At 63.4% G+C, this 16,949-nt stretch carries 14 protein-coding genes; 10 read left to right on the plus strand and 4 right to left on the minus strand.

The features are described from left to right. The first annotated feature begins 119 nt into the window (after nt 1-119). The 10 genes from nuoG to LOY35_RS18260 all read left to right on the plus strand — a co-directional run bounded on the left by nuoG (nt 120) and on the right by LOY35_RS18260 (nt 11,991). A complete protein-coding gene (nuoG, locus tag LOY35_RS18215; RefSeq protein WP_258625397.1) occupies nt 120-2,834 on the plus strand; it encodes an NADH-quinone oxidoreductase subunit NuoG in 2,715 nt (904 codons plus the stop codon). Continuing rightward, a complete protein-coding gene (gene nuoH, locus LOY35_RS18220; RefSeq protein WP_258625399.1) occupies nt 2,831-3,838 on the plus strand; it encodes an NADH-quinone oxidoreductase subunit NuoH in 1,008 nt (335 codons plus the stop codon). Before nuoG ends, nuoH begins: the two co-directional genes overlap by 4 nt. An 11-nt stretch (nt 3,839-3,849) precedes the next feature. Beyond that, the gene (nuoI, locus tag LOY35_RS18225; RefSeq protein WP_024779320.1) at nt 3,850-4,398 is read left to right on the plus strand and encodes an NADH-quinone oxidoreductase subunit NuoI; all 549 of its coding nucleotides are present in this window, start codon (nt 3,850-3,852) and stop codon (nt 4,396-4,398) included. A 9-nt stretch (nt 4,399-4,407) separates the two neighbouring features. Further along, entirely contained in the window at nt 4,408-4,908 is a 501-nt protein-coding gene (gene nuoJ / locus LOY35_RS18230; RefSeq protein WP_024779321.1) for an NADH-quinone oxidoreductase subunit J, read from the plus strand. A 4-nt stretch (nt 4,909-4,912) separates the two neighbouring features. Continuing rightward, nucleotides 4,913-5,221, plus strand: a complete 309-nt coding sequence (gene nuoK / locus LOY35_RS18235; protein ID WP_024779322.1) for an NADH-quinone oxidoreductase subunit NuoK — start codon at nt 4,913-4,915, stop codon at nt 5,219-5,221. Beyond that, nucleotides 5,218-7,071 carry an NADH-quinone oxidoreductase subunit L gene (gene nuoL / locus LOY35_RS18240; protein WP_258625407.1) on the plus strand — a complete coding sequence of 618 codons (1,854 nt, stop codon included), beginning with the start codon at nt 5,218-5,220 and terminating at the stop codon, nt 7,069-7,071. The genes nuoK and nuoL overlap by 4 nt, the downstream gene beginning before the upstream one ends. 39 nt (nt 7,072-7,110) lie before the next feature. After that, entirely contained in the window at nt 7,111-8,643 is a 1,533-nt protein-coding gene (gene nuoM, locus LOY35_RS18245; RefSeq protein WP_024779324.1) for an NADH-quinone oxidoreductase subunit M, read from the plus strand. A gap of 7 nt (nt 8,644-8,650) precedes the next feature. Further along, nucleotides 8,651-10,114: an NADH-quinone oxidoreductase subunit NuoN gene (gene nuoN, locus LOY35_RS18250; RefSeq protein ID WP_024779325.1), complete on the plus strand. Its 1,464-nt coding sequence runs from the start codon at nt 8,651-8,653 to the stop codon at nt 10,112-10,114. 576 nt (nt 10,115-10,690) lie between these two features. After that, entirely contained in the window at nt 10,691-11,059 is a 369-nt protein-coding gene (locus LOY35_RS18255; RefSeq protein WP_258625409.1) for a DUF6124 family protein, read from the plus strand. 113 nt (nt 11,060-11,172) lie between these two features. Beyond that, the gene (locus LOY35_RS18260) at nt 11,173-11,991 is read left to right on the plus strand and encodes a DeoR/GlpR family DNA-binding transcription regulator (RefSeq protein ID WP_258625411.1); all 819 of its coding nucleotides are present in this window, start codon (nt 11,173-11,175) and stop codon (nt 11,989-11,991) included. 571 nt (nt 11,992-12,562) lie between these two features. Here LOY35_RS18260 and otnI read toward each other — a convergent pair. The 4 genes from otnI to otnK form a co-directional block, all read right to left on the minus strand. Continuing rightward, nucleotides 12,563-13,354: a 2-oxo-tetronate isomerase gene (gene otnI / locus LOY35_RS18265; protein WP_258625415.1), complete on the minus strand. Its 792-nt coding sequence runs from the start codon at nt 13,352-13,354 to the stop codon at nt 12,563-12,565. A gap of 22 nt (nt 13,355-13,376) precedes the next feature. Then, nucleotides 13,377-14,837 (minus strand): SLC13 family permease, encoded by a 1,461-nt coding sequence (locus LOY35_RS18270; RefSeq protein WP_258625418.1) that lies wholly within the window; start codon nt 14,835-14,837, stop codon nt 13,377-13,379. A 181-nt stretch (nt 14,838-15,018) separates the two neighbouring features. Continuing rightward, nucleotides 15,019-15,657, minus strand: coding sequence for an aldolase (locus LOY35_RS18275; protein WP_258625425.1), 639 nt, complete (start codon nt 15,655-15,657; stop codon nt 15,019-15,021). Further along, nucleotides 15,654-16,946, minus strand: coding sequence for a 3-oxo-tetronate kinase (gene otnK / locus LOY35_RS18280; protein WP_258625428.1), 1,293 nt, complete (start codon nt 16,944-16,946; stop codon nt 15,654-15,656). Before otnK ends, LOY35_RS18275 begins: the two co-directional genes overlap by 4 nt. Nucleotides 16,947-16,949 lie beyond the last annotated feature (3 nt).

Below are 16,949 nucleotides of genomic sequence, written 5' to 3' on the forward strand. Positions count from 1 at the left end.
GGGTCCGTGCCCTTCGCCTTTCGTCCGATGACGCCTTTGCAGGCTGTTTGGATTCGGACGAACGACAAGATTCCATTAGCCACGCCCGCTGACACCGGGCCAACGAAGAACTTTGAACCATGGCCACTATCCACGTAGACGGCAAAGCGCTCGAAGTCGACGGGGCAGACAACCTGTTACAGGCATGTCTGTCGCTAGGCCTCGACATCCCTTATTTCTGCTGGCATCCCGCGCTTGGTAGCGTCGGGGCCTGTCGGCAGTGTGCGGTCAAGCAGTACACCGACGAGAACGACACCCGTGGTCGGATCGTCATGTCCTGCATGACCCCCGCCACCGACAACACCTGGATCTCCATCGACGATGAAGAATCCAAGGCGTTCCGCGCCAGTGTGGTCGAATGGCTGATGACCAACCACCCGCACGACTGCCCGGTCTGCGAGGAAGGCGGTCACTGCCACCTGCAAGACATGACGGTGATGACCGGCCACAACGAGCGCCGTTATCGCTTCAAGAAACGCACCCACCAGAACCAGCAACTGGGCCCGTTCATCTCCCACGAGATGAACCGCTGCATCGCCTGCTACCGTTGCGTGCGTTTCTACAAGGACTACGCCGGCGGCACCGACCTGGGCGTGTTCGGTGCCCACGACAACGTGTACTTCGGTCGCGTTGAAGACGGCACCCTGGAAAGCGAATTCTCCGGCAACCTCACCGAGGTCTGCCCGACCGGTGTGTTCACCGACAAGACCCACTCCGAGCGCTACAACCGCAAGTGGGACATGCAGTTCTCGCCAAGCATCTGCCACGGCTGCTCCAGCGGTTGCAATATCAGCCCCGGCGAGCGCTACGGCGAACTGCGTCGCATCGAGAACCGCTACAACGGTTCGGTGAACCAGTATTTCCTGTGCGACCGCGGCCGCTTCGGCTACGGCTATGTCAACCGCACGGACCGTCCACGCCAGCCGCTGCTGGCCGACGGTACCAAGCTGAGCCTGGACGCTGCCCTGGACAAGGCCGCCGAACTGCTGCGCGGCCGCAACATCGTCGGCATCGGTTCGCCACGGGCCAGCCTGGAAAGCAACTACGCACTGCGCGAACTGGTCGGCGCCGAGCACTTCTACAGCGGCATCGAAGCCGCTGAGCTGGAGCGCATCCGCCTGGTGCTGCAAGTGCTCAAGGACAGCCCGCTGCCCGTGCCGACGATGCGCGACATCGAAGACCACGACGCCGTGTTCGTCCTCGGCGAAGACCTGACCCAGACCGCCGCACGCATGGCCCTGGCCCTGCGCCAGTCGGTCAAGGGCAAGGCCGAAGACATGGCCGACGCCATGCGCGTCCAGCCATGGCTCGACGCTGCCGTGAAGAACATCGGCCAGCACGAGCTGAACCCGCTGTTCATCGCCAGCCTGGCCGAAACCAAGCTCGACGACGTCGCCGAGGAATGCGTCCACGCCGCCCCTGACGACCTGGCGCGCATCGGCTTTGCCGTGGCCCACGCCCTGGACGCCAGCGCCCCGGCCGTCGAAGGCCTGGACAGCGAAGCGACCGCCCTGGTCCAGCGCATTGCCGACGCCCTGCTGGCCGCCAAGCGTCCGCTGGTGATCGCCGGTACCTCCCTGGGCTCCAAGGCCCTGATCGAGGCCGCCGCCAACATCGCCAAGGCCCTGAAGCTGCGCGAGAAGAACGGTTCCATCAGCCTGGTCGTGCCGGAAGCCAACAGCCTCGGCCTGGCCATGCTCGGTGGCGAATCGGTGGATGCCGCCCTGCAAGCCGTGATCGACGGCAGCGCCGACGCCCTCGTGGTGTTGGAGAACGACCTGTACACCCGCACCGACAACGCCCGTGTGGACGCTGCCCTGAACGCCGCGAAAGTGGTGATCGTCGCCGACCACCAGAAGACCGCCACCAGCGACCGCGCCCATCTGGTGCTGCCGGCGGCGAGCTTCGCCGAAGGCGACGGTACGCTGGTCAGCCAGGAAGGCCGCGCCCAGCGCTTCTTCCAGGTCTTTGATCCGCAATACCTGGACGCCAGCATCCTGGTCCACGAAGGCTGGCGCTGGCTGCATGCCCTGCGCGCCACCCTGCTGGACCAGCCGATCGACTGGACGCAACTCGACCACGTCACCGCTGCCTGTGCCTCGAGCACCGCGCAACTGGCCCGCATTGTCGACGCCGCGCCGTCCGCCTCGTTCCGCATCAAGGGGCTGAAACTGGCCCGCGAACCGCTGCGCTACTCCGGCCGCACCGCCATGCGCGCGAACATCAACGTTCACGAACCGCGCACCCCGCAGGACACGGACACCGCGTTCGCCTTCTCCATGGAAGGTTACTCGGGCTCCGCCGAACCGCGCTCGCAAGTGCCATTCGCCTGGTCGCCGGGCTGGAACTCGCCGCAGGCCTGGAACAAGTTCCAGGACGAAGTCGGTGGTCACCTGCGTGCCGGTGACCCGGGCACCCGCCTGATCGAAAGCCAGGGCGATGGCCTGAGCTGGTTCGCCAGCGTGCCGCGCGCCTTCAACCCGGCACCGGGCACCTGGCAGGTCGTGCCGTTCCATCACCTGTTTGGCAGCGAAGAGAACTCTTCCAAGGCCGCGCCGGTGCAGGAACGCATTCCGGCCGCCTACGTGGCGCTGGCCAAGTCCGAAGCCGATCGCCTGGGTGTCAACGACGGCGCCCTGCTGAGCCTGAACGTGGCCGGCCAGACCCTGCGTCTGCCGCTGCGCATCAATGAAGAACTGGGCGCCGGCCTGGTGGCCCTGCCGGCCGGCCTGGCGGGAATCCCGCCGGCGGTGTTCGGTAAAACCGTCGACGGTCTGCAGGAGGCAGCGCAATGAGCTGGTTCACCCCTGATGTGATCGCTGTGATCCTGACGGTCCTCAAGGCTATCGTGATCCTGCTGGCCGTGGTGGTCACAGGCGCATTGCTGAGCTTTGTCGAACGTCGCCTGCTGGGCTGGTGGCAGGACCGCTACGGTCCGAACCGCGTCGGCCCGTTCGGCATGTTCCAGATCGCCGCCGACATGATCAAGATGTTCTTCAAGGAAGACTGGACGCCACCCTTTGTCGACAAGGTGATTTTCACCCTGGCGCCGGTGGTGGCCATGAGCGCCTTGCTGATTGCCTTTGCGATCATCCCGATCACCCCGACCTGGGGCGTGGCGGACCTGAACATCGGCCTGCTGTTCTTCTTCGCCATGGCCGGCCTGTCGGTCTACGCGGTGCTGTTCGCCGGCTGGTCGAGCAACAACAAGTACGCCCTGCTGGGTAGCTTGCGGGCCTCGGCCCAGACCGTGTCCTACGAGGTGTTCATGGGCCTGGCGCTGATGGGCGTGGTGGTCCAGGTCGGCTCGTTCAACATGCGCGACATCGTCGAGTACCAGGCCCAGAACCTGTGGTTCATCATTCCGCAGTTCTTCGGCTTCTGTACCTTCTTCATCGCTGGCGTGGCCGTGACCCACCGTCACCCGTTCGACCAGCCGGAAGCGGAACAGGAACTGGCCGACGGTTACCACATCGAATACGCCGGCATGAAATGGGGCATGTTCTTCGTGGGCGAGTACATCGGCATCGTCCTGATCTCGGCATTGCTGGTAACGCTGTTCTTCGGCGGCTGGCACGGTCCGTTCGACATCCTGCCGCAACTGTCCTTCTTGTGGTTCGCCCTGAAGACCGCGTTCTTCATCATGCTGTTCGTCCTTTTGCGCGCCGCTATCCCGCGCCCGCGCTACGACCAGGTGATGGACTTCAGCTGGAAATTCTGCCTGCCACTGACCCTGATCAATTTGCTGGTGACCGCTGCGATCGTGTTGTTGAACACGCCTGCGGCCGCGGTTCAGTGAGGATTTGACCCATGTTCAAATATATTGGCGACATCGTTAAGGGTACCGGTACCCAACTGCGAAGCCTGGTCATGATCTTCGGCCATGGCTTCCGCAAGCGCGACACCCTGCAATACCCGGAAGAACCGGTCTACCTGGCACCGCGTTACCGCGGCCGCATCGTCCTGACCCGCGACCCCGACGGCGAGGAGCGCTGCGTAGCGTGCAACCTGTGCGCCGTGGCCTGCCCGGTGGGCTGCATCTCGCTGCAGAAAGCTGAAACCGAAGACGGTCGCTGGTACCCGGACTTCTTCCGCATCAACTTCTCGCGCTGCATTTTCTGCGGCCTCTGCGAGGAAGCATGCCCGACCACCGCGATCCAGCTCACGCCGGATTTCGAAATGGCGGATTTCAAACGTCAGGACCTGGTGTACGAGAAAGAAGATCTGCTGATTTCCGGTCCCGGTAAAAACCCTGATTACAACTTCTATCGTGTTGCAGGTATGGCCATTGCCGGTAAGCCGAAAGGCGCCGCGCAGAACGAAGCCGAACCGATCAACGTGAAGAGCTTGCTGCCTTAAGGAAGAAAGATGGAATTCGCTTTCTATTTCGCATCGGGTATCGCGGTGGTGTCCACGCTTCGTGTGGTCACCAACACCAACCCCATACATGCCCTGCTCTACCTGATCATTTCGCTCATCGCCGTGGCCATGACCTTCTTCGCTCTCGGCGCGCCGTTTGCCGGGGCCCTGGAAGTGATCGCCTACGCCGGCGCCATCATGGTGCTGTTCGTGTTCGTGGTGATGATGCTGAACCTCGGCCCGGCCTCGGTCCAGCAGGAGCGCAACTGGCTCAAGCCCGGCATCTGGGCAGGACCGGTGATTCTCGCCGCCCTGCTGCTGGGTGAACTGCTGTATGTGCTGTTCGCTCACCAGAGCGGCCAGGCCATCGGCCACACCACCGTAGGCGCCAAGACCGTGGGCATCAGCCTGTTCGGTCCGTACCTGCTGGTGGTCGAACTCGCCTCGATGCTGCTGCTTGCCGCAGCCGTCACGGCGTTCCATTTGGGCCGTAACGAGGCGAAGGAGTAATCACATGCCTGCTATCCCTCTCGAACACGGTCTGGCGGTTGCCGGCATCCTGTTCTGTCTCGGTCTGGTCGGCCTGATGGTCCGCCGCAACATTCTGTTCGTGCTGATGAGCCTGGAGGTCATGATGAATGCCGCCGCCCTGGCCTTCATCGTCGCGGGCGCTCGCTGGGCGCAGCCCGATGGACAGATCATGTTCATCCTGGTGATCAGCCTGGCAGCCGCCGAGGCCAGTATCGGCCTGGCGATCCTGTTGCAGCTGTATCGCCGCTTCCACACGCTCGATATCGACGCTGCCAGTGAGATGCACGGATGAACATGATCTTTCTGACTTTCGTATTTCCCCTGATCGGTTTTCTGCTGCTGGCGTTCTCCCGTGGACGCTGGTCGGAAAACCTCTCGGCACTGGTTGGCGTCGGCTCCATCGGCCTGTCGGCGATTGTCGCCGCCTACGTGATCTGGCAGTTCAACGTCGCCCCGCCCGAAGGTGGTCACTACACCCTGGTGCTGTGGCAATGGATGGCGGTGGAAGGCTTCACGCCGAACTTCGCCCTGTACGTCGACGGCCTGTCGGTCACCATGCTGGGCGTCGTGGTCGGCGTGGGTTTCCTGATCCACCTGTTCGCGTCCTGGTACATGCGCGGTGAAGCCGGTTACTCGCGCTTCTTCGCCTACACCAACCTGTTCATCGCCAGCATGCTGTTCCTGGTGCTCGGCGATAACCTGTTGTTCCTGTACTTCGGCTGGGAAGGCGTGGGCCTGTGCTCGTACCTGTTGATCGGTTTCTACTACAGCAACCGCAACAACGGCAACGCGGCACTCAAGGCGTTCATCGTCACCCGCATCGGCGACGTGTTCATGGCCATCGGCCTGTTCATCCTGTTCCAGCAACTGGGGACACTGAACATCCAGGAACTGCTGGTCAAGGCACCCGAGCACTTCAAGGTCGGCGACTTCTGGATCGTCCTGGCGACCCTGATGCTGCTGGGCGGCGCCGTCGGTAAATCCGCGCAACTGCCGCTGCAGACCTGGCTGGCGGACGCGATGGCCGGCCCTACCCCGGTATCGGCCCTGATCCACGCCGCAACCATGGTGACCGCGGGCGTCTACCTGATCGCCCGTACCCATGGCCTGTTCGCCCTGGCGCCGGACATCCTGCATCTGGTGGGCATCGTCGGCGGCGTAACCCTGGTACTGGCCGGCTTTGCCGCCCTGGTACAGACCGACATCAAGCGGATCCTCGCCTACTCGACCATGAGCCAGATCGGCTACATGTTCCTGGCCCTGGGCGTTGGCGCCTGGGAAGGCGCGATCTTCCACCTGATGACCCACGCCTTCTTCAAGGCCCTGCTGTTCCTGGCCTCCGGTGCGGTGATCGTCGCCTGCCACCACGAGCAGAACATCTTCAAGATGGGCGGCCTGTGGAAGAAACTGCCGTTGGCCTACGCCAGCTTCATCGTCGGCGGCGCGGCCCTGGCGGCCCTGCCACTGGTCACCGCCGGCTTCTATTCCAAGGACGAGATCCTCTGGGAAGCGTTCGCCAGCGGTAACCAGGGCCTGCTCTATGCCGGCCTGGTGGGTGCGTTCATGACCTCGCTGTACACCTTCCGCCTGATCTTCATCGCGTTCCATGGTGAAGCCAAGACCGAAGCCCACGCCGGCCACGGGATTGCCCATTGGCTGCCGCTGTCGGTGCTGATCGTGCTGTCGACGTTCGTAGGCGCCATGATCACCCCGCCGCTGCACGGTGTGCTGCCGGAGAGCGTCGGCCATGCCGGCGGCGAAGCCAAGCACAGCCTGGAAATCGCCTCCGGTGCCATCGCCCTGGCGGGTATCCTGCTGTCCGCCCTGCTGTTCCTGGGCAAGCGTCGCTTCGTGACCGCGATCGCCAACAGCGGCCTCGGCCGTGTCCTTTCGGCCTGGTGGTTCGCTGCCTGGGGCTTCGACTGGATCTACGACAAACTGTTCGTCAAGCCATACCTTGCGATCAGCCACATTCTGCGCAAAGACCCGCTCGACCAGACCATTGGCCTGATCCCGCGCATGGCCAAGGGCGGTCACACTGCCCTGAGCCGTACCGAGACCGGTCAACTGCGTTGGTATGCGGCTTCCATGGCGGCTGGCGCCGTGCTGGTTATCGGCGCCATCGTGCTGGTAGCGGTCTGATATGAACCTTGCGAACTTGCGAAAGGAAACGAGCCCGTCATGATTCTGCCCTGGCTAATCCTGATCCCCTTCATCGGCGGCCTGTTGTGCTGGATCGCGGAGCGCTCCAGCTCCACGCTCCCGCGCTGGATTGCGCTGCTGACCATGTCCCTGGAACTCGCGCTCGGCCTCTGGCTGTGGGCGACCGGCGACTATTCATTCGCCCCGGCCCCTGGCGCCAACCCGACCTGGGCGCTTGAGTTCAAGCACCTCTGGATCGAACGCTTCGGCATCAGCGTGCACCTGGCCCTCGACGGCCTGTCGCTGCTGATGATCCTGCTGACCGGCCTGCTGGGTATCCTCTCGGTACTCTGCTCCTGGAAAGAGATCCAGCGTCACGTCGGCTTCTTCCACCTGAACCTGATGTGGATCCTGGGCGGTGTCGTCGGCGTGTTCCTGGCGCTGGACCTGTTCATGTTCTTCTTCTTCTGGGAAATGATGCTGGTGCCGATGTACTTCCTCATCGCGCTCTGGGGTCACAGCTCTTCGGACGGCAAGAAGACCCGGATCTACGCGGCGACCAAGTTCTTCATCTTCACCCAGGCTTCCGGCCTGATCATGTTGGTGGCGATCCTTGGCCTGGTGCTGGTCAACTTCAACAACACCGGCGTGATTACCTTCAACTACGCCGACCTGTTGAAAGTGCAGATGTCGCGCAGCACCGAGTACGTGCTGATGCTGGGCTTCTTCATCGCCTTCGCGGTGAAGCTGCCGGTGGTGCCGTTCCACTCCTGGCTGCCGGATGCCCACGCCCAGGCGCCGACCGCAGGTTCCGTGGACCTGGCCGGTATCCTGCTGAAAACGGCGGCCTACGGCCTGCTGCGTTTCGCCCTGCCGCTGTTCCCCAACGCCTCGGCCGAGTTCGCGCCGATTGCGATGACCCTCGGCCTGATCGGGATCTTCTACGGTGCGTTCCTGGCGTTCGCCCAGACCGACATCAAGCGCCTGATCGCCTTCTCCAGCGTCTCGCACATGGGCTTCGTGCTGATCGGGATCTACTCCGGCAGCCAGCTCGCCCTGCAAGGCGCGGTGATCCAGATGCTCGCCCACGGCCTGTCGGCGGCGGCGCTGTTTATCCTCAGCGGCCAGTTGTACGAGCGCCTGCATACCCGGGACATGCGTGAGATGGGTGGCCTGTGGTCGCGCATCGCCTACCTGCCGGCCATCAGCCTGTTCTTCGCGGCCGCCTCCCTGGGCCTGCCAGGTACCGGCAACTTCGTCGGCGAGTTCCTGATCCTGATCGGTACCTTCGTCAGCGCGCCGTGGATCATCGCCATCGCCACCTCCGGCCTGGTGTTCGGTTCGGTCTACTCGCTGATCATGATCCACCGCGCCTACTTCGGCCCGTCAAAGTCGGACGAAGTGCTGCGCGGCATGGACGGTCGCGAACTGATCATGGTGCTGGGCCTGGCGATGCTGCTGGTCTACCTCGGCGTCTACCCGCAGCCGTTCCTCGACACGTCTGCCGCCACCATGCATGGCGTGCAGCAGTGGCTCGGCACCGCCTTCTCTCAACTCGCTTCGGCCCGGTAAGAGCGCTATGGAATTCACGATTCAACACTTTATCGCGCTTGCACCGCTGTTGATCACCAGCGCCACGATCATCGTGGTGATGCTGGCGATCGCCTGGCGGCGCAATCACTCACAGACCTTCCTGCTGTCGGTGGCGGGGCTGAACCTGGCCTTGCTGTCGATCCTGCCGGCCCTGAAAGTCGCACCGCTGGCGGTCACGCCGTTGCTGCAGATCGACAGCTTCGCCTGCCTGTACATGGCGTTGATCCTGGTCGCCACCCTGGCCTGCGTCACCCTCGCCCACGCCTACCTCGGCGACGGCGGTTCGGGTTACCCGGGCAACCGCGAAGAACTGTACCTGCTGATCCTGATGGCCGCCGCCGGTGGCCTGGTCCTGGTCAGCGCGCAGCACCTGGCCAGCCTGTTCATCGGCCTGGAGCTGCTGTCGGTGCCGGTCTACGGCCTGGTGGCCTACGCCTTCTTCAACAAGCGCTCCCTGGAAGCCGGCATCAAGTACATGGTGCTGTCGGCCGCCGGTTCGGCGTTCCTGTTGTTCGGCATGGCGCTGCTCTACGCGGAAGCCGGTACCCTGAGCTTCGTCGGCATCGGCCAGGCTCTGGCGGCCACCGGCCTGCCTAGCCCGATCGCACAACTGGGCCTGGGCATGATGCTGATCGGCCTGGCGTTCAAACTGTCGCTGGTACCATTCCACCTCTGGACCCCGGACGTCTACGAAGGCGCCCCGGCGCCGGTGGCGGCGTTCCTGGCCACCGCTTCGAAAGTGGCGGTGTTCGCGGTGATGGTGCGTCTGTTCCAGATCTCGCCAGTGGCCAGCAGCGGTGTGCTGAGCAACGTGCTGACCATCATCGCCATCGTGTCGATCCTGTTCGGTAACCTGCTGGCACTGACCCAGAGCAACCTCAAGCGTCTGCTGGGTTACTCGTCCATCGCCCACTTCGGTTACCTGCTGATCGCCCTGATCGCCAGCAAGGGCCTGGCGGTGGAAGCCATCGGCGTGTACCTGGTCACCTACGTGATCACCAGCCTCGGCGCCTTCGGCGTGATCACCCTGATGTCCTCGCCGTACAACGGCCGCGACGCCGACGCCCTGTACGAATACCGCGGCCTGTTCTGGCGCCGTCCGTACCTGACCGCCGTGCTGACCGTGATGATGCTGTCCCTGGCCGGCATCCCGCTGACCGCCGGCTTCATCGGCAAGTTCTACATCGTCGCCACCGGCGTCGAGGCTCACCAATGGTGGCTGGTCGGCTCCCTGGTGCTGGGCAGTGCCATCGGCGTGTTCTACTACCTGCGCGTCATGGTCACCCTGTACCTGATGGAACCCAACCTGCGTCGCCACGACGCCGAGTTGCACTGGGAACAGAAAGCGGGCGGCGTGATGCTGCTGGCCATCGCCATCCTGGCGTTCTTCCTCGGTGTGTACCCACAGCCGTTGCTGACCCTGGTCCAGCAGGCGGGCCTGACAGGCTGATTGCCTGAGCCCCGGCGCTATGAAAAAACCCGTATCGCGAGATGCGGGTTTTTTTATGGCTGTGTTTCCCAGGAAGTAACCGGAAATCTTGTGGCGAGGGGATTTATCGAAACGTCGCACCGCCCCGCTGGGCTGCGAAGCAGCCCCTCCAACTGTGACGCGGTGTGTCAGTTCAATTGAGTAAGCAGCATGGGGGCCGCTTCGCGCCCCAGCGGGGCGGTGCGACGTTTCGCTAAATCCCCTCGCCACAGGGGCATAGTGTTCCTACAAAAAATTTGCTGAACAGGAATTTTCTGACGAGTCGCGGCGGTTGCCGGTTCGGAAGGCGCGAAGATAGGCTTTGCGGGTCGCTGCACATTCAGCGATCAGGTTTGGTCACCTGTCCAATGTCAGGCGCATACGCGCCAACCTCAGCATGGCGACACTTTTGTCGGTATGCTTTGCGGTGGGCTGTGCGCGGGGCACTTTCGAGTGCGCCGGGTGCCTGACTTCCCGGTTGACCAACCTGCGTACCGCCCACCACCCTCGTTTGGTCACGCGGGGAATGAGCGCCACTTCCAAGTCAGGAGCTTCACCATGGTCAAGGTAACCCCCAATCCCCCAAAGGCTGAAAACCTTTCCGCCTACACCTCTCTCGATACAAAAAAGCTTCGCGAAGCCGCCGACCGGGCGCTGAATGTACATTTATCCCCATCCAACCCAAGTAAACCCGACACCCAGGACGGGCAGGTCTTTTCAGTGGTTCCGGGTATCAACACGGAATCGGTGTTGACCACTCTCAGCGAAACCCTCGCCTCGGCCAATGCAATGGTCAGTGACCTGGCGTTTGAACTCGAAGGTTCGAGACGACATGTGGCACTTGGCATTCAGCAACTGATCGAACTGGGCTCGCTGCTGGCCAATCGCGCGGTGGATGACATGGACCTTAAAGAGACTGCCCTCTAGCAGTCGAGCGCTTTTTTGTGGCGAGGGATAAATCCCCTCGCCACAGATAAATTCACTCGCAGATTCGCTACTATGTCCGCTCCCCTGCCCTATCAGTCACCGAGCCCACACCGATGCCCACCCCCAAGGACATGGCCAACGACAGCCCCGCACCGATGATTCCCGAGCAGCGCCGGGAACAGATCCTGCGTCAGTTGCGCAAGCATCAGGTGCTGAGCGTTCATCAGTTGATGGAGATGTTCGACTGCTCGCACATGACCGTGCGTCGCGACATTGCTCTGCTGGAGCAGGAAGGCCGGGCCTATTCGGTGACCGGTGGGGTGCGTATTGCCAGCCAGTTGCACAGCGAGCCGAGCCACCAGTCCAAGGCCGTGGTGGAGCTGCCGCAAAAGCAGGCCATGGCCAAGCTGGCGGCCAGGCTGTTAAAGGATGACATGACGGTGTACCTGGATGCCGGCACCAGCACGCTGGAGATCGTGCCCTACATCAAGGCGTTGTCGGGGATGACGGTGGTGACCAACGATTTCGGCGTGGTCCAGGCGCTGATGGAAGCGCCGCAGGTGACGGTGATCCATACCGGCGGACAGCTGGATCATTCCAACCACTCCTGCGTCGGCGGGCTGGCGGTGGCGACCTTGCGTCAGGTGGTGACGGACATTGCCTTCATGTCCACCAGTTCGTGGGACCTGCAACGGGGCATCACCACGCCGTCGGCCTTGAAAGTGGAGGTCAAGCAGGTGGCGATGCAATCGGCCTCGCAAGTGGTGCTGGTGGCCAGCAGCTCCAAGTACGGCACCTTCAGCATGTACCGCATCGCCGGGCTGGAGCAGTTCGATTTCATCATCAGCGACGACGCCCTGGCACCGGCGGCGGCCGATGGCATTCGCAAGCAGGGCATCGAGTTGCTGCTGCCGGATGGGCAGCCTGCCTAAGATCGTTGCAAGCCGGTCCATCGCTATCGCGAGCAGGCTCGCTCCCACAAGGGGATTGATGGCGAACGCGAATTTTGCGAACAGCAGAAATCTCTGTGGGAGCTAGGCTTGCCCGCGATGACGGCGGCACAAACAACATCGATGCAAGCTGACCCACCGCTATCGCGAGCAGGCTCGCTCCCACAGGGGGATTGATGGCGAATGCGGATCTGGCGAACAGCCGAAATCAGTGTGGGAGCCGGGCTTGCCCGCGATGGCGGTGGCACAAATAGATTGATGCAAGCTGTGCCATCGCTATCGCGAGCGAGCCCGCTCCCACAAGGGTATTGATGGCGAATGCGGATCTTGCGAACAGCCGAAATCAGTGTGGGAGCCGGGCTTGCCCGCGATGGCGGCGGCACAAATAGATTGATGCAAGCTGTGCCATCGCTATCGCGAGCGAGCCCGCTCCCACAGGGGGATTGATGGCGAATGCGGATCTTGCGAACAGCCGAAATCTCTGTGGGAGCGAGCCTGCTCGCGATGGCAATGGGTCAGTCAACATCAAAGCCGGCTGACCCACCGCCATCTCTCACAGTTCCTGGCGCGCTTTCCAGTCCCGCAGCCATTGCAGGCCGGCCGAGGTATCGCCACGGGGTCGGTATTCGCAGCCGACCCAGCCGTCATAGCCCAACTCGTCCAGCAGTTCGAACAGGAAGGGATAGTGGACTTCCCCCCGGTCCGGCTCATGCCGATCCGGCACGCCGGCGATCTGGATATGCCCGATGCCACTGAAGTCGCGCCTGAGTTTGCTCGCCAGGTCGCCCTCGACGATCTGGCAGTGGTAGCAATCGAACTGGACCTTGAGGTTGTCCGCCCCGACCTCTCGGCAGATGGCATGGGCCTGATCCTGGCGATTGAGGAAAAAGCCCGGCATGTCCCGGGTATTGATCGGTTCCAGCAATACCGTGATCCCGGCCTTCGCCGCCTGGGTCGTGGCGTAGCCAAGGTTTTCCAGGTACACGGCGTGGTGCCGGGCACGCTCGGCTTCGGACGGGAGCAAGCCTGCCATCACGTGAATGTTCGAGTTACCGAGCACAGCGGCATATTCCAGAGCGCGCTCGAAACCTTCACGAAACTCCCGCTCGCGCCCCGGCAGCGTCGCCAGCCCCCGCTCCCCCGCCGCCCAATCCCCGGGCGGTGCGTTGAACAGCGCCTGGACGAGGCCGTTCTCATCCAGCCGCTGCTTGAGCACCTCGGGGCGGTACTCGTAAGGGAACAGGTATTCCACGGCATCGAAACCATCGGCCGCCGCGGCCGCGAAACGGTCAAGGAAATCATGTTGCGGGTAGAGCATGCTGAGGTTAGCTGCGAAACGAGGCATACCGACGCTCCTTAAAAAAAGGTCAGACAAAAGGCCAGATCAACAAGGTAATACCGAAACCGAGTGTACCGAGCAGCGTGGTGATGACGGTCCAGGTGCGCAGGCCGTCCGCCACGTTGAGCCCTGCCAGTTTAGTGAAGATCCAGTAACCGGCGTCGTTGATGTGGGACATCGCCAGCCCGCCACCGCCCATGGCCAGGCACAGCAACGCCAGGTGATTGGGGGTCAGGCCGAGCGTAGCGATCAACGGACTGATGATACCGGCGGTGGTCACCAGTGCGACCGTGGTCGAACCTTGCACGGCGCGCAGCAGCATGGTCAGCAAAAAGCCCAGCGCCAGCACCGGCAACCCGGTGGTGCGCAACATCTCGGACACTACAGCACCGATCCCGGTGTCCACCAGAACCTTGCCAAAGACGCCACCGGCACCGGCGATCAGGATCACCATCGCCACCCCGGGCAACGCCGAGCCGATCACATCGGACACTTGGCTGCGACTCCATCCCCGCCGCGAGCCCAACAACCAGGCGCAGAGCAAGGTGTCGATCAGCAGGGCCACCAGCGGCGCACCCAGCACCGTCATGACACCGCGAACTGTGGACTCCACCGGCAGCAACGTGGTCGACAACGTGCCCAGCAGGATCAGCACGATGGGCAACAGGATCAGCCCGACAATCAGGCCGAACCCCGGCGGCGGCGCCGGTGGCAGCTTGGCGACCAGCGAGCCAGTGGACTCTTCCAGCCCCATATGGGACACCGCAACGGCGGCTTGCACCGGATCCCTGCCGTTACCATTGCTCCAGGCGGCCAGGTCTTCGTTGGTGACATGGGGACCGTAGACTTCGGCGCGGATGTCGTCGGTCATCGGATAGAAGCGACGTGTCATGCGCCCCGCCACTTTATAGCCGACAAAACACAGGAACGCGGTCAGCGGCAGGCCGAACATCAACACACGGCCCAGGTCGGCCCCCAACTGGCTGGCCGCCGCCACCGCCCCCGGATGCGGCGGCAGGAACGCATGCACCGTGAGCAACGCCGCGCACATCGGCAAGGCGAACACCAGCAACGGCTTGCGGGCGCTACGGGCCACGCCATAGGCCAGCGGCATGAGGATGATGACACCCACCTCGAAGAACACCGGTACGCCGATGATGAAGCCGGCGATGGTCAGGGCCAGCGGTGTACGCCGGTTGCCAAAGCGTTCGATCAGGGTTTTCGCCAGGGCCTCGGCGCCGCCCGACAGTTCGATGATGCGCCCGATCATCGCGCCCAGGGCGATGATGATTGCGATATGGCCAAGGGTCTTGCCCATGCCGCCTTCAATGGTCGCCACCAGGTCGGCCGGTTTTACCCCGGCCACCAGCGCCACCAGGATGCTCACCAGCATCAGCGCCACGAACGGTTGGAACTTGTACTTGAGCACGAGGAACAGCAACAGCGCGATCCCGGCACCGGCCGTGATCATCAGGATGACCGGGCTCATGGGCGCGACCTCCCGGAGAGGATCGGGAGAACGCTTGCGCGACAAACACTGCGATTGAAATGGGTCATGGAATGAATCCTGTTGTTATTGTTTTTTCAGCCAGCCCGCACGGCACCGCTGGCGAAGGAATCGATTCCCTCGCCACTGGCTGTGCAGGGCTTTGGTTCTTGTGGCGGATCTCTTACCAATCGGCGCCGAAGATCGCGCGCAGCTCATCCAGTGCCGCCTGATCGAGCGGCTCGGGCCTGGGATTGCTCATCAGCCAGAGCCGCGCGGTTTCTTCCAACTCTTCCAGGGCGTAGCTGGCCCGGGACACCGAACTTTCCCAGACCACCGGCCCCAGGCGTTCGAGCATCACGCCGCGAACCCGATTGGCCAGTTGCGCCACCTGCTCGGCCACCTTGGGGGAGCCGGGGCGCTGGTAGCCGATCAATGGAATGTGCCCGACCTTCATCACCTGATAAGGCGTGAGCGGCGGCAAGATGTCGTCCGGACGCCAGACACCCGCCAGGGTCAACGCCACCAGGTGGGTGGAGTGGGTGTGCACCACACCGCCGACCGTCGGGTTGCGGTCGTAAACCTGGCGATGCAGCGCCAGGGTCTTGGACGGCTTGTGCCCGGACACCCATTCGCCACCGGCATTGACCTTGGCGATGGTCCCGGGATCGAGACGTCCCAGGCAGGCATCGGTCGGCGTGATCAGCCAGCCATCGTCAAGCCGGGCGCTGATGTTGCCGGCACTGCCGACGGTATAGCCGCGCTGATAGAGGCTGAGGCCGACTGCGCAGATCTCTTCGCGTAGGGCGCTTTCCGGGCTCATCGGGCGCCTCCGGCCAATTGCGCGAGGGCCTTGGCGAAGAAATCGCGGCCGCCGAAATTGCCCGACTTAAGTGCCAGGGCCAGCGGTTGTGCGCCGCTGCTGAGGGTGGCCGGCACACCCGGATCGATCTGCGCGCCGATCTGCAGCAGCGTCACTTCCAGCGCCTTGACCACCGCGCCGGAGGTTTCGCCACCGGCAATCACGAAGCGCCGTACACCTTGTTCGCGCAAACCCCGGGCGATCTCGCCCAAGGCATTCTCCACCAGCGCACCGGCCCGCCCAGCGCCCAATTGTTGTTGTACGGCCTTGACTTCATCGGCGCTGTTGGTGGCATAGATCAGTACGGTGTCCGCCGCGTCGCGGGCAAACGCCAGCGCTCGGGCGACCACCGGCTCACCGGCCGCCAGCGCCACGGGATCGATGCGCAAGGCCGGCCGCCCGGCCTCGAGCCAGGCGGCCACTTGTCCATTGGTGGCGATGGACGCGCTGCCGGCCAAGACCACTTCGCCGCCAGGGACCTGGGGCAGCGTCGACACATCGAAATCCCTCAGCTGGCCGGCTCGGCGGAAGTTGTCCGGCAGCCCCAGGGCCAGCCCGGAGCCGCCCGTCAGCAAGGGCAAGTCGGCGCAGGCCGCGCCGAGGGTGTACAGGTCTGCATCGGACAACGCGTCGGCGATGGCCATGCCGACACCCTGGGCGCGTAACTCGGCAATCTTCGCCCGCACGGCGTCCACGCCCTGGGCGACACTGTCGTAGCGCAACAAGCCAACCTTGTGGGAGGTCTGGGCTTGCAGCACACGTACCAGGTTGGCGTCGGTCATCGGCGTCAATGGGTGGTGTTGCATGCCCGACTCGTTCAGCAATTGGTCCTGCACGAACAGGTGACCGCGGAAAATCGTCCGGCCGTTTTCTGGAAACGCCGGGCAAGCCAGGGTGAAATCACTGTCCAGGGCCTTGAGCAAGGCTTCGCTGACCTGGCCGATATTGCCCGCGGCGGTCGAATCGAAGGTCGAGCAGTATTTGAAGAAAATCTGCTGGCAGCCGCGTTCACGCAGCCAGGCCAGCGCCGCGAGGGATTCGTCGATGGCCTCGTCCACAGGCAGGGTCCGCGACTTGAGGGCAATCACGATCGCATCGGCCGCCAGGCCTTCAGCCTCGTCGGCGCCGGGGATGCCGATGCTCTGCACCGTGCGCATGCCGCCGCGCACCAGCATGTTGGCCAAGTCCGTGGCACCCGTGAAATCGTCGGCAATGCAGCCCAGCAGCGGGCGCGCGTTGGAAGGGGTCATGGC

Origin of the sequence: Pseudomonas sp. B21-028 (genome assembly GCF_024749045.1) — a bacterium.
Lineage (GTDB): Bacteria > Pseudomonadota > Gammaproteobacteria > Pseudomonadales > Pseudomonadaceae > Aquipseudomonas.